The 12161-nt window shown below is 65.7% G+C and carries 13 protein-coding genes; 4 read left to right on the top strand and 9 right to left on the bottom strand.

The window, feature by feature from the left end:
• Positions 1 to 54 precede the first annotated feature (54 nt).
• Complete coding sequence (locus tag ACP15I_RS07165; protein WP_424974623.1) at positions 55 to 381, top strand: HesB/IscA family protein; 327 nt, start codon at positions 55 to 57, stop codon at positions 379 to 381.
• A gap of 69 nt (positions 382 to 450) precedes the next feature.
• Here ACP15I_RS07165 and ACP15I_RS07160 read toward each other — a convergent pair whose 3' ends face one another.
• From ACP15I_RS07160 to ACP15I_RS07130, 7 genes are all read right to left on the bottom strand, one after another.
• Positions 451 to 1146, bottom strand: a complete 696-nt coding sequence (locus ACP15I_RS07160) for a DUF4167 domain-containing protein (protein WP_424974520.1) — start codon at positions 1144 to 1146, stop codon at positions 451 to 453.
• A gap of 257 nt (positions 1147 to 1403) precedes the next feature.
• Entirely contained in the window at positions 1404 to 2228 is an 825-nt protein-coding gene (gene prmC, locus ACP15I_RS07155) for a peptide chain release factor N(5)-glutamine methyltransferase (protein WP_424974519.1), read from the bottom strand.
• Positions 2225 to 3280 carry a peptide chain release factor 1 gene (gene prfA, locus ACP15I_RS07150; RefSeq protein WP_424974518.1) on the bottom strand — a complete coding sequence of 352 codons (1056 nt, stop codon included), beginning with the start codon at positions 3278 to 3280 and terminating at the stop codon, positions 2225 to 2227. The genes prmC and prfA overlap by 4 nt, the downstream gene beginning before the upstream one ends.
• Positions 3281 to 3343: 63 nt before the next feature.
• Positions 3344 to 3802 carry a DUF1499 domain-containing protein gene (locus tag ACP15I_RS07145; RefSeq protein ID WP_424974517.1) on the bottom strand — a complete coding sequence of 153 codons (459 nt, stop codon included), beginning with the start codon at positions 3800 to 3802 and terminating at the stop codon, positions 3344 to 3346.
• A 64-nt stretch (positions 3803 to 3866) separates the two neighbouring features.
• Positions 3867 to 4829, bottom strand: a complete 963-nt coding sequence (speB, locus tag ACP15I_RS07140; protein WP_424974516.1) for an agmatinase — start codon at positions 4827 to 4829, stop codon at positions 3867 to 3869.
• Between the two features lie 3 nt (positions 4830 to 4832).
• The gene (locus ACP15I_RS07135) at positions 4833 to 5243 is read right to left on the bottom strand and encodes a cell division protein ZapA (protein ID WP_424967601.1); all 411 of its coding nucleotides are present in this window, start codon (positions 5241 to 5243) and stop codon (positions 4833 to 4835) included.
• Between the two features lie 2 nt (positions 5244 to 5245).
• Positions 5246 to 5686 carry a hypothetical protein gene (locus tag ACP15I_RS07130; protein ID WP_424974515.1) on the bottom strand — a complete coding sequence of 147 codons (441 nt, stop codon included), beginning with the start codon at positions 5684 to 5686 and terminating at the stop codon, positions 5246 to 5248.
• Between the two features lie 328 nt (positions 5687 to 6014).
• Between ACP15I_RS07130 and tkt the strand changes: the two genes are divergently transcribed.
• Positions 6015 to 8030 carry a transketolase gene (gene tkt / locus ACP15I_RS07125; protein ID WP_424974514.1) on the top strand — a complete coding sequence of 672 codons (2016 nt, stop codon included), beginning with the start codon at positions 6015 to 6017 and terminating at the stop codon, positions 8028 to 8030.
• Positions 8031 to 8102: 72 nt separating this feature from the next.
• On the opposite strand, the gene ACP15I_RS07120 is transcribed toward tkt, so the two are convergent.
• The gene (locus ACP15I_RS07120) at positions 8103 to 9053 is read right to left on the bottom strand and encodes a DUF808 domain-containing protein (protein WP_424974513.1); all 951 of its coding nucleotides are present in this window, start codon (positions 9051 to 9053) and stop codon (positions 8103 to 8105) included.
• Positions 9054 to 9313: 260 nt separating this feature from the next.
• Here ACP15I_RS07120 and gap (ACP15I_RS07115) point away from each other — a divergent pair, with 260 nt between their 5' ends.
• On the top strand, positions 9314 to 10315 hold the full coding sequence (gene gap, locus ACP15I_RS07115) for a type I glyceraldehyde-3-phosphate dehydrogenase (RefSeq protein ID WP_424967597.1): 1002 nt from the start codon (positions 9314 to 9316) through the stop codon (positions 10313 to 10315).
• A gap of 214 nt (positions 10316 to 10529) precedes the next feature.
• Positions 10530 to 11531, top strand: a complete 1002-nt coding sequence (gene gap / locus ACP15I_RS07110; protein ID WP_424974512.1) for a type I glyceraldehyde-3-phosphate dehydrogenase — start codon at positions 10530 to 10532, stop codon at positions 11529 to 11531.
• Here the strand turns inward: gap (ACP15I_RS07110) and ACP15I_RS07105 are convergent.
• Positions 11528 to 12136: a GNAT family N-acetyltransferase gene (locus ACP15I_RS07105; protein WP_424974511.1), complete on the bottom strand. Its 609-nt coding sequence runs from the start codon at positions 12134 to 12136 to the stop codon at positions 11528 to 11530. The two genes, gap (ACP15I_RS07110) and ACP15I_RS07105, sit on opposite strands and share 4 nt — an antisense overlap.
• Positions 12137 to 12161: the final 25 nt, after the last annotated feature.

The raw sequence follows: 12161 nt of genomic DNA, 5'->3' as shown, positions 1-12161 counted from the left end.
TGCATCTTATATGGCAAGATGACCCTCAAGAACAGATGAAGCGATGCTATGGATCTGACCCTGCCCCCCACCGTGACCGAGCGCGCCTTTGCGCGGCTTGCCGAGATCAATGCCGATGGGGATGCGGTGAAAGCCCTGCGCGTCGCCGTCGAAGGCGGCGGTTGTTCCGGGTTTCAATACGAGATCAAGCTGGACGACCCGGCGGAGGATGATCTGATCCTCGAAGGAAAAGGCCAGAAAGTGGTGGTGGACGCCGTGTCCCTGCCCTTTCTCGAAAATGCCGTGATCGATTTCACCGAAGAACTGATCGGCGCGCGGTTTACCATCGACAACCCGAATGCAAGCTCGAGCTGCGGCTGCGGGACCAGTTTTTCGATGTAAACGCGCCGGGCCACCCCATGGGCTGGCCCAAACCTGCTTTGACAGCGTCGCCCGACGGGCCGCGCCGCCTTACTCGGCGGCGGGGGTGTCCGATGCCGGGGCTTCGACGGCGGCCGCTGCGGGGGCCTCGCCGGATTGCTCGGCCTTGGGGGCCTTTTTCGGAGCGGATGCCGGAGCGTCCTCGCCACCCGCATCGGCCGGTGCGGCTGCTGCCGGGGCATCCTCGGGCTTCTTGCGCCGCGAGCGGGTGCGCGGCTTGCGGGCCGGTTTGCTCTCGGGCGTCTCGACCAGACCGGTATCGGCATCAGCGCCCGCATTCAGGTCGATGACATCCGAGGATGAGCTGTCGCTCTGAGCCGGGGCCTTGGGCTGTGCGGCGGCGTCGGGCTGCGGCGCATCACCCGGATCCTGCGACCGCGCTTGGCCCTGATCCCCGCGATCGGACCGGTCGCCCCGCTCCGAATTGCGCTGATTGTTGCGCTGTTGCTGCTGCTGTTCCTGCTGCTCGCGGCGGGCTTCCTGCTCGCGCATCGCCTCGCCCAGCATGCGGGTGTAATGCTCGGCATGCTGCTGGAAGTTTTCGACCGCCACGCGGTCATTGGCCAGCTGCGCATCCCGCGCCAGGGTCTGGTACTTGTCGATGATTTGCTGCGGCGTGCCGCGCACCTTGCCTTCGGGACCAGAACTGTCAAAGACGCGGTTGACGATGTTGCCAACGCTGCGCCGATTATTCTTATTCCGCGACCGGGACTTAGATGATCTCATATCAGGTTTTTTCCGCCTTTGTGGCAGTCGGAGATACCGCCCAAGGGGCCTATCCAGCTTTATCCGTCATTGCAGCGAAGCTTCTGCCTGCGCCACGGATATCGGTGATGATTTGGGTTATACGAGCGGCCCTCGCCGTGCGAGGTCGCGCTACCCGTGCGGTTCAGTAAGCATGTGCGCGCGCGTGGGGCAAGCAAAAAACGGCGTTTTTTATGCCAAACCCATGTGGAAATGCGATTTCCCCGGGCGAACGCGATTCAGATCAAGTTTGCAACGACCACACGGTCCTTGCCGTTAAGATCCTTTAACAGGTTCACCGTTTCAATTCCGGCACCGGCCAGCAGCTTTGGAACGGATTGTCCCTGATCATGGCCGATCTCCAGCAAGAGCCGCCCGCCCGGTTTCAAGGCCTTGGGCGCCTGAGCCGCGATGGCGCGATAGGCGTCGAGCCCGTCCGGCCCCGCCTCAAGGGCGCTGCGCGGCTCCCATTGCCGCACTTCGGGCTCCAGCGCGCTGTAGCTCGCCGCGTCGATATAGGGCGGGTTCGACACGATCAGGTCGAATTGCTCGGGCACCTCCGCAAGCCAGTCCGAGCGGCGAAACACCGCCCGGTCCGTCAGCTCCAGCGCCGCGGCGTTGCGGCGGGCCACGGCCAGCGCGGGCTCGGAGATATCCACGCCGATCCCGCTTGCCGTGGGGCGCGCCGCCAGCAGCGACAGCAGGATGCAGCCGGACCCCGTCCCGATATCGAGCACATGGTCAAACGGGCGCGCCAGCGCCGCCTCGACCAGCGTTTCGGTATCCGGGCGGGGGTCGAGCACATCTGGCGTGACCTCGAATTCATGCTCCCAGAAGGCGCGGGTCCCGATGATCTGCGAGACCGGCTGACGCGCAACGCGCGCATCCACGGCGTCCTTCAGCAGGTAGAGGGTCCAGTCATTGGGCGCATCGCGGGTCTGCGGCTCGGGATCTTCCTCGCCCTTGGCATAGGCCCACTCATAGAGGCGGCGGAAATCCCCTGACGGGTCCGCCACCCCGGCCTCGGCCATGGCCCGAAGCGCCTCTGCCTGCCCGTCGATCATCCATCCACCTCCGCCAGCAGCCGCGCCTGATCATCCGCGATCAGCGCATCGATCACCTCGGTCAGATCGCCCTGCATGACCTGATCGAGCTTGTAGAGCGTCAGGTTGATCCGGTGATCGGTCATCCGGCCTTGCGGGAAGTTGTAGGTCCGGATCCGCTCGGAGCGGTCGCCGGAGCCCACCTGCCCCTTGCGCGCGGCGGAGCGTTCCGCATCGGCGCGCTGGCGTTCCAGATCATAGAGTCGCGCGCGCATGACCTGCATGGCGATCTCGCGGTTGCGGTGCTGGGACTTCTCGGAGCTGACAACGATGATCCCCGTGGGCAGATGGGTGATCCGCACCGCCGAGTCGGTAGTGTTCACATGCTGCCCGCCCGCGCCACTGGCCCGCATGGTGTCGATCCGCAGATCGCTGGCGGGAATGTCGAGATCGACCTCCTCGGCTTCGGGCAGAACTGCGACCGTGGCGGCAGAGGTGTGGATCCGCCCCCCGCTTTCGGTGACGGGCACGCGCTGAACCCGGTGCACGCCGCTTTCATACTTCATCCGCGCAAAGACCCCCGGCCCCGCCACATTGGCGATCACTTCCTTGATGCCCCCAAGTTCGGTCAGGCTTTCCTCGACGATCTGAAAGCGCCAGCCCTGCCCCTCGGCATAGCGCTGGTACATGCGCAGCAGATCCCCGGCAAAAAGTGCGGCCTCCTCGCCGCCCGTGCCCGGGCGGATCTCGATTATCGCCGGGCGGGCATCGGCGGCATCCTTGGGCAGGAGTGCCAGGCGCAAAGCATGTTCCATCTCGGGAATGCGCGCCTTGAGCTCAGGCAGCTCCTCTTCGGCCAGCGCGCGCATCTCGGGATCGTCCATCATGGCCTCTGCCTCGGCCAGATCCTCCAACGCCTTGTGATAGGCGGAGATTTCCTCGACCACGGGCTTGAGCTCCGCGTATTCGCGCCCAAGGGCTGCGATGTCATCCCCGGCTGTGCCAGAGGCCATGCGCGCCTCGATATATTCGAAACGTTCGGTGATCTGGGCGAGTTTATCCGTGGGAACCATGGCGCGGGTTGTGCCGCCCGGCCCCGCCGGGGTCAAGAGGCCCCGGTCCCGGCCCGGACGCGCTCAGTCGCCGAGCTGGGTCAGCCAGCCCTCGAGTCGCTCCTTGTTAACGCCCATATCCGAGCTGCCAAAGCGCAGGCGACCATAGGCGACAAGCTCTGCGCCCGCGCCCGAGGGGATGGTGGTCACGGTGGTGAAATCGGGAAAGCCGAAGATCAGCGAACGGGTCATGTAGGTGATGCGCCCTGCGTCCACGCTGCCGGCGATGCGCCGGGTGCGCGGGGTCTCCAGCGCGACCGCATCGACCCGCGCCAGAAGCGCCTCGGGGGTCTCGTCGAAGACCGGGCTGCTGAGCGCGCCATCCGCCCGCACCAGCGCCGCGCCCTTGCCATCGCTCAGGCTCAGATCGGTCGGGTCCACATGCCAGCTTTCGGCATCGGTGGGCGCCAAACGGAAATACCCCATCACACCGACCACGGCGAACATCGCCACGATGATCAGCACGCCTATCCAATTGCCCATTCTGCGGCTCCCTTGCTTGCTCTGCCTCAAGACTTAAGGAGACAGACCCATTGCGCAAGGGCACTCACCCCCGCCGCGTCCAGGCCCAGAGGCAGAGGATCTCGGTCAGCACATGCGCCCCGGCCACGGCGGTGGCCCCGGACGGATCATAGGGCGGCGAGACTTCGACCACATCGCCCCCGACCAAGTGGATCCCCGCCAGATCGCGCAGCAGGATCGCCGCCTGACCTGCGCTCAGCCCGCCCCAGACCGGCGTCCCCGTGCCCGGCGCCGTGCCCGGGTCCAGGCAGTCAATGTCAAAGGTGAGGTATGTCTTGTGAGTGCCTAATATCGCACGGATTTTCTCCGCTGCGGCGGCTGGTCCCGCCTCATGCACCTCGCGGGCGTCGATCACGTGAAACCCGAGATCGGTCTCGTTCGTGGTCCGGATCCCCACCTGCACCGAGCGGCTGGGGTCGATCAGCCCCTCCTTGACCGCCTTGTAGAACATCGTGCCATGGTCGAGCCGGTCGAAATCCTCGTCCGGCCAGGTGTCGGAATGGGCGTCAAACTGCAAGAGCGACAGGGGCCCGTGCTTGGCCGCCATGGCCCGCAGGATCGGATAGGTGATGTAGTGATCCCCGCCCATGGTGAGCGGCGCGACACCCGCCTCGAGGATCCCGGCGATATGCGTGGTCAGCGCGGCGGGAAAGCCCGCCGCCTTGCCATAATCGAACGCCAGATCCCCGTAATCCACCACCGACACCTCGGTCATCGGGTCAAAGCCCCAGCCATAGGGCGGATCGAAGGGCTGCAGGCTGGACGCTTCGCGGATCGCCCGCGGCCCCAGCCGACAGCCGGGCCGGTTCGTGACCGACAGATCGAAGGGCACGCCGGTGACGGCCACATCCACCCCGGTCAGGTCCTTGGTATAGCGCCGCCGCAGGAAGCTGAGCGCGCCGCCATAGGCCGCCTCATAGCTGAGCCCGCGCGCCTCGCGCCGGGTGAACGCATTGTCGACCTCGCCCGACGCGTCTTCGAGCGCCATGGATCAGGCCGTGTCCGCACGCTCGGCGGCACGCGCCTCGACCGCATCGGCCATGGCCTCAGCCCGGGCGGCCAGCTCGGCCATGCCCTCGGCCACGCTGGGCGGGATCATCGGCACCTCGATGCGCTCGGGTTCGGGCGCCGGCGCGTTGCGCAGCGCCTCGAGCGCGCCCATCGCCTCGGCCAGCTTGGCTTCGGCGGCATTGGCCTTGTCTTCCATGGCCGCTGTCTTGTCCGCGAGCATCAGCCCCGCCATGAGCAGCATACGCGATTCCGGCATCCGGCCCAGCTGGTCCGACAGAACCGACGCCTCGGCATTGAGCATTTCGGCCGCCGATTGCAGATAGGGCTCTTCGCCCGGCTGACAGGCCACGGCGAAATCCCGGCCGCCGATGGAGATGGTCACTTCGGGCATGATCAGGCCTCCTGTGCGATCGGGGCCAGCTCGGCCAGCAGGGTTTCGATATCGCGCAGGTCCGCGGCGCGCGCGGTTTGCAGCGCCTCGAGATCGGCGACCAGCGCCTTGTTGATCACATCGGGATCCGACAGCCCCTCCGCCGCCGCCGCCCGCAGATCCGCATTCACGCCCTGCAGCGACTGGATTGTCGTCAGAAGCTCGCCCTTCTCGGCATCGGCCTCGGCCAGCTTGGTGCGCAGGGCGGTGACCTCGGCCTCGATCTCGCGCGCCGCGCCCAGTTGCGACTTCACCCCGGCCAGCTCGGCGGCAAGCGCATCGGCCCGGGCCTCGGCCGCGACCAGTTCGGACATGTCCTGAGGGGCCGCCAGGGCGTCCACCCCGGCCCGTATGCGTTCCAGGGCAACGGCAATACGTTGCTCCAACTGAGGGATATCGCTCATGGCGCGCCTCTCCTGTTCTTCTTTTTGTCCGTTCTCGGTCATGTGTTCCCGGCCTGAGCGGTCCTGACCTGAGCGCGCTGCGCTTTTCGGACCCGCCGCGCCGATCCCCCGCTGCCCCGCGCCGGGCGATTCGATGGGTTCGGCGTGCGCACGTTACCAAGCAGGTCGCGCAAATGCGCCCCCCCATTTCGGGGGGAGGCCCGTCCCCGCCCGCTTCGGGCCGCCCAGATCGCCCGCAAAGGTTGCACTTTGCCCACCGATGGTTAAAGAGCGGCCCACGGCGTCGCGCCGACCCGTTGAAATACGAGCCGAGAAGGACGAAGCCTCCGTGGATATTGCTGCCCTGCGCTCTGCGCACCCTGAACACTGGATGAAAGCGACCGCGATCCGGAGCCTGACCCTCGACGCGGTGGCTGCCGCGAATTCGGGGCATTCGGGCATGCCGATCGGGATGGCCGATGTGGCCACCGTGCTGTTTGAAAAGCACATGAAGTTTGACGCGAGCGCCCCGGACTGGGCGGACCGTGACCGGTTCATCCTGTCGGCGGGCCATGGCTCGATGCTGCTCTACTCCCTGCTCTATCTCACGGGATACGAGTCCATGCCCCTGTCGGAGATCAAGAATTTCCGCCAGCTCGGCGCCTCGACCGCCGGTCACCCGGAGTTTGGCCACGCCGCCGGGATCGAGACCACCACCGGCCCGCTCGGCCAGGGGATTGCCACCGCCGTGGGCTTTGCCATGGCCGAGGAAGTCCTGCGCGCGCGCTGGGGGGCCAAGATCATGGATCACCACACCTGGGTGATCGCGGGCGATGGCTGCCTGATGGAAGGCGTCAGCCAGGAGGCGATCGCCTTTGCCGGGCGTCAGGAGCTGAGCAAGCTCATCGTGCTCTGGGATGACAATGGCATCACCATCGACGGCAAGGTCGACCTGTCGGACCGCACGGATCAGCTTGCGCGGTTTGCCGCCTCCGGTTGGGACGTGTTCTCCTGCGATGGGCATGACCCCGCCGATATCGACCGCGCGATCACCGAGGCCAAGGCCAGCGCGCGCCCGGCAATGATCGCCTGCAAGACCCATATCGCCCTCGGCCACGCGGCCCAGGACACCTCCAAGGGCCATGGCGCGCTGACCGATGGCGACCAGAACGCCGCCGCCAAAGAGGCCTGGGGCTGGTCCGCCGCCGCCTTCGAGGTTCCGGCGGATGTGAAATCCCAGTGGGAGGCCATCGGGGCGCGCGGCTCCGACGAGAAAGCCGCATGGGAGGCGCGCTTTGCCAAGCTGTCGGGCGCCAAGCAGACTGAGTTTGCCCGCACGTTCTCGCGCGAGCTGCCCAAGAAGCTGAGCGCGACGATCAAGGCGCTGAAAAAGCAGACCTCCGAGGATGCGCCCAAGGTAGCCACCCGCAAGGCGTCCGAAATGGCGCTTGGGGCGATCAACCCGATCATGCCCGAGACCGTGGGCGGCTCGGCGGACCTCACCGGGTCGAACAACACCAAGACGGCCGATCTCGGGACCTTCATGCCCGAGAGCCGCGACGGGCGTTACGTCTATTACGGCATCCGCGAGCATGGCATGGCGGCGGCCATGAACGGCATGAGCCTCCATGGCGGTATCCGCCCCTATGGCGGCACCTTCATGTGCTTCACCGATTATGCCCGTGGGGCCATGCGTCTGTCGGCGCTGATGAAGCAGCCGGTGGTCTATGTGATGACGCACGATTCCATCGGTCTTGGCGAAGATGGCCCAACCCACCAGCCGGTGGAACATCTGGCCATGCTGCGCGCCACCCCCAACACGCTTGTCTTCCGTCCGGCGGATGCGGTCGAAACCGCTGAAGCCTGGGAGCTGGCCCTGCAACAGACCGAGACGCCCTCGGTGCTGGCCCTGTCGCGTCAGGGGCTGCCCACGGTGCGGACCGAGCACAAGACCAAGAACCTGACCGCCCAAGGCGGCTATGTTCTGGCCGAGGCCGAGGGCAAGCGTCAGGCAATCCTGATGGCGACCGGCTCCGAGGTGTCCATCGCCATGGCGGCCCGCGACCTGCTGCAGGCCGAGGGGATCGGCACGCGCGTCGTCTCCATGCCCTGCTGGGAGCTTTTCGAGGAGCAGCCCGACGCCTATCGCCGCCGCGTCCTGCCCGCAGGCCCGGTCCGTGTCGCCGTCGAGGCCGCCATCCGCTTCGGCTGGGACCGCTGGCTCTATGGCGAGCGCGGCAAGCGCGAAAAGGGCGGCTTTGTCGGCATGCATGATTTCGGTGCCTCGGCACCGGCAGGCGAGCTCTATGCGCATTTCGAGATCACCGCCGAGGCGACCGCCGCCAAGGTCAAGGAGATGCTCTGACCCATCGCGGTCCGCGCAAGAAAAAACGCCCGTTGGAGAGATCCGGCGGGCGTTTTGCTTTGGAGGTGGCTGTCAGCTGCGCAGCTGATGCATCAGCGCCGTTGCCCGGGTCACCACAGGGACGATGACAAGGCCCAGCACGAGCCCAAAGATCCCGTCCAGCGTGGCGGTCACGAACCACTCCACAAAACCCTGCGCGACGTTGAGGGTATGGGCCACACCCGCTGCGATACCATGGATCAGATGGACCGGGCCGCCGACGCCAAGCTCCTCAAGGCTGTGCAGGATGATCGAGCCCCCGACCCACAACATCGCCGCCGTGCCCACAATCGTCAGAAGCTTCATGAAGGCGGGCATCCAGCGCACGATCCCGCGCCCCAGTGCCCGGGTGGCCGAGAGCCGCCCTTCGCCCGCCAGATGCAGGCCCACATCATCGGCCTTCACGATCAGCGCCACGCTGCCATAGACCAGCACGGTGATCCCGACTGCGACCAGCGCGAGGGCGACGGCCTGAAACGCCACGCTGTTCGGCGGCAGGGCGGCCAAGGCGATGGTCATGATCTCAGCCGAGAGGATGAAATCCGTTTTGATCGCGCCCGAGACCTTGGCCTCCTCCAGATGCGCGGCCGTCGCGGGCAACTCCTTCTTCTCTGTATGGCCATGGTCACCGGGAAAGAAGACATGGAGGATCTTCTCCGCCCCTTCGAAACACAGATACGCGCCGCCCAGCATCAAAAGCGGGGGAATCATCCACGGCGCGAAGGAGGCCAGCAGGAGCGCGACCGGCAAAAGGATCAGGAGCTTGTTCTTGATCGAGCCCTTGGCGATCCGCCAGACAATGGGCAATTCCCGTGACGCTTCAAAGCCTTGGACGTATTTGGGCGTGACCGCCGCATCGTCGATCACCGCGCCGGCAGCCTTGGCACCCGCCTTGCTTGCTTGGGCCACAACATCGTCCAGAGACGCCGCCGCCACCTTGGCCAGGGCTGCCACATCATCCAAAAGGGCTATCAGTCCGCTCATCGCTCTCTCCTACCTGCCTCTTGTTAACGCATTCCGCCCAGAGGAGTTGCGAAATTTCTCCACGGCGTTAGCGCCAACAGCTTATGTTTTCGCTAACATATTAATGTAGCGACATTTTTTCTCTTTTTTCTGCACCTGCAACAGGCTAGGTGAATGACAGAATACGACGGAATACCGTGGCCCATATCCCCGGGCCCCCGCGATCCGACCGGCGCAATTTGCCCGAGCCAGAGATCGCCAATGCTTGAGGAGCGTGTGAGATGACGATTACTGTAGGGATCAACGGATTTGGCCGCATCGGGCGCTGCACGCTGGCGCATATCGCGGAAAGCGCGCGCAACGATGTGCAGGTCGTAAAGATCAACGCCACCGGCCCGATCGAGACCAACGCGCATCTTCTGAAGTATGACAGCATCCACGGCCGCTTCGGCGGGACCGTCAAGGTGGATGGCGACAACCTGGATCTGGGCCGCGGCCCGATGAAGGTGTTCTCGACCTATGACCCGACCGAGCTTGATTGGTCCGGGGTGGATGTGGTTCTGGAATGCTCCGGCAAGTTCAATGCCCGCGACAAGGCGGCGGTCCATCTCGATCACGGTGCCAAGCGCGTGCTCGTGTCGGCCCCGGCCAAGAATGCGGACAAGACCATCGTCTACGGCGTGAACCACCGCAGCCTGACCACCGAGGACCATGTGGTCTCCAACGCCTCCTGCACCACGAACGGCCTCGCACCGCTCGCCAAGGTGCTGAACGACGCCATCGGCATCGAGCGCGGGATCATGACCACGATCCACAGCTACACAGGCGACCAGCCGACCCTGGACCGCCGTCACAGCGATCTCTACCGCGCCCGCGCCGCAGCCATGGCGATGATCCCGACCTCCACCGGGGCGGCCAAGGCCATCGGCGAGGTGATCCCCGAGCTCTCCGGCAAGCTCGACGGCACCGCCCTGCGCGTGCCGACGCCGAATGTCTCTGCCGTGGACCTGACCTTCGAGGCGGGCAAGGACGTCACGGTCGAGGATGTGAACGAGATCGTGCGCGAGGCCGCTCAGGGCCATATGGGGGCCGTGCTCGCCTATGATCCGGAGCCCAAGGTCTCTATCGATTTCAACCACACAACCCATTCCTCGATCTTTGCCCCGGACCAGACCAAGGTCATCGGCGGCCGGACCGTCCGCGTCCTGGCCTGGTATGACAACGAATGGGGCTTCTCCTGCCGGATGGCCGACACCGCCGCAGCGATCGGTCGCCTGATCTAACCGCGGCCCCACCAAGACAGCTTGCCAAAGGGCGCTCCAACCGGGGTGCCCTTTTTCATGCCGCGATTCACGGATCCCCGGGCTGATGCGCGCCGGTCACGCCTGCGCCGAGGGGCCACGCCCCGGCCCCAGCCGCTTGCAACCGCCAAATGTTAGCGGTACCATTCGCGCGACCCCCGCATGGCGAGGGACTTTCAGCAAACGGGGGGCGCAGATGGCTGTGCAAGTGGCGATTAACGGGTTCGGTCGAATCGGACGGAATGTCCTGAGGGCGATCCAGGAATCCAGCGATTCCGATGTCGAGGTGGTCGCGATCAACGATCTCGGACCTGTGGAAACCAACGCGCATCTGCTGCGCTATGATTCCGTCCATGGCCGGTTTCCCGGCGAGGTCACCGTCTCGGGCAATACCATCGATGTCGGCTCGGGCCCGATCGAGGTGACCGCGATCCGCGAGCCCAAGGACCTGCCCTGGAGCCATGTGGACATCGTGCTGGAATGCACCGGCATCTTCACCGCACGGGACAAGGCGGCGCTGCACCTGGAGAACGGTGCCAAGCGTGTTCTGGTCTCGGCCCCGGCCTCCGGCGCGGACAACACCATCGTCTTCGGCGTGAATCACAAGACCCTGTCGGGCTCGGATATCGTCGTCTCCAACGCCTCCTGCACCACGAACTGCCTCGCGCCCGTGGCCTCGGTCCTGCAAGAGGAGATCGGGATCGTCAAAGGCTTCATGACCACGATCCACAGCTATACCGGGGATCAGCCGACGCTGGACACGATGCACAAGGATCTCTACCGCGCTCGGGCGGCGGCGATGAACATGATCCCCACTTCCACCGGGGCCGCGCGCGCCGTGGGACTGGTGCTGCCCGAGTTGGACGGCAAGCTGGACGGCGTCGCGATCCGCGTGCCCACGCCGAATGTCTCGGTCGTGGACCTGACCTTCGAGGCGGCGCGCGAGACCACCGCCGAAGAGATCAACGCGGCGATGAAATCCGCCTCCGAAAGCCGCCTCGCGGGCGTTCTGGGCGTCACGGATGACAAGCTCGTCTCGATGGATTTCAACCACGACCCGCGCTCGTCGATCTTTGCCACGGACCAGACCAAGGTGCTCGAAGGCACCATGTGCCGGGTCCTGAGCTGGTACGACAATGAATGGGGCTTCTCGAACCGGATGGTCGATACCGCCAAGGAAATGGCGAAGTTCCTCTAATCTGACGGCGCGATGACCGGGATATGCGGGGCCGCGTCCCGCGGCAGCAGCCCGGTCAGGCGCGGATCGTCAAAGACCTCGACCTGCTGGCGCACCGGGCGAAACCCCGCGCGCCGGTAGACCCCAAGCGCCCCGGGGTGATCGAAGGTGCAGGTATGCACATGCATCCGGCGTAAAGGCCGTGACCACGCCATCTCGATAGCGCGCCCCACCAGTGCGGGGCCCAGCCCCTGCCCGGTCAGCCCCGCCTCGAGCCCCAGAAAGGCGAGCTCGCAGGCCCCCTCCTCCCGGAAATCCAGCTCCAACAGGCCCACGGCGCGCCCGTCCTGACGCAGTTCGTGCACCTGCACCTCGGGGCTATGGAGAATATCGGAGAGCTCGGCATCCTGCATCTTGAGCCGCGAACACCAGAGCCAGCCTGTCCCCCCCACACGCAGAAACAGATCGCGATAGACATCGAGATCCGGGCGCGTCACATGCACCAGAGCCAGATCGCCCATGTCCCGCGTGGCGCGCGGCAGAGGGCGGGCGGTCATCTCCAGATGGGTGACGATCGCCGCCACCTTGCCCGCGGGGATATCAGTAAAGCCGTCCGGCTGGCTCATGCGCTGTCCTTCCGCGTGACAAAAG

Source organism: Dinoroseobacter sp. S124A (assembly GCF_049801015.1).
Taxonomy (GTDB): domain Bacteria; phylum Pseudomonadota; class Alphaproteobacteria; order Rhodobacterales; family Rhodobacteraceae; genus Dinoroseobacter.
Note: the sequence above shows the minus strand (reverse complement) of the source record. Positions and strands in the feature narration are given on the sequence as shown.

Excerpts from the sequence above, each read along its gene's own strand:
- ACP15I_RS07160 (WP_424974520.1), bottom strand. The coding sequence starts at position 1,146 with ATGAGATCATCTAAGTCCCGGTCGCGGAATAAGAATAATCGGCGCAGC.
- gap (WP_424974512.1), top strand. The coding sequence starts at position 10,530 with ATGGCTGTGCAAGTGGCGATTAACGGGTTCGGTCGAATCGGACGGAAT.
- ACP15I_RS07135 (WP_424967601.1), bottom strand. The coding sequence starts at position 5,243 with ATGCCCGAAGTGACCATCTCCATCGGCGGCCGGGATTTCGCCGTGGCC.
- ACP15I_RS07130 (WP_424974515.1), bottom strand. The coding sequence starts at position 5,686 with ATGAGCGATATCCCTCAGTTGGAGCAACGTATTGCCGTTGCCCTGGAA.
- ACP15I_RS07145 (WP_424974517.1), bottom strand. The coding sequence starts at position 3,802 with ATGGGCAATTGGATAGGCGTGCTGATCATCGTGGCGATGTTCGCCGTG.
- ACP15I_RS07120 (WP_424974513.1), bottom strand. The coding sequence starts at position 9,053 with ATGAGCGGACTGATAGCCCTTTTGGATGATGTGGCAGCCCTGGCCAAG.
- ACP15I_RS07105 (WP_424974511.1), bottom strand. The coding sequence starts at position 12,136 with ATGAGCCAGCCGGACGGCTTTACTGATATCCCCGCGGGCAAGGTGGCG.
- prfA (WP_424974518.1), bottom strand. The coding sequence starts at position 3,280 with ATGGTTCCCACGGATAAACTCGCCCAGATCACCGAACGTTTCGAATAT.
- gap (WP_424967597.1), top strand. The coding sequence starts at position 9,314 with ATGACGATTACTGTAGGGATCAACGGATTTGGCCGCATCGGGCGCTGC.
- prmC (WP_424974519.1), bottom strand. The coding sequence starts at position 2,228 with ATGATCGACGGGCAGGCAGAGGCGCTTCGGGCCATGGCCGAGGCCGGG.
- speB (WP_424974516.1), bottom strand. The coding sequence starts at position 4,829 with ATGGCGCTCGAAGACGCGTCGGGCGAGGTCGACAATGCGTTCACCCGG.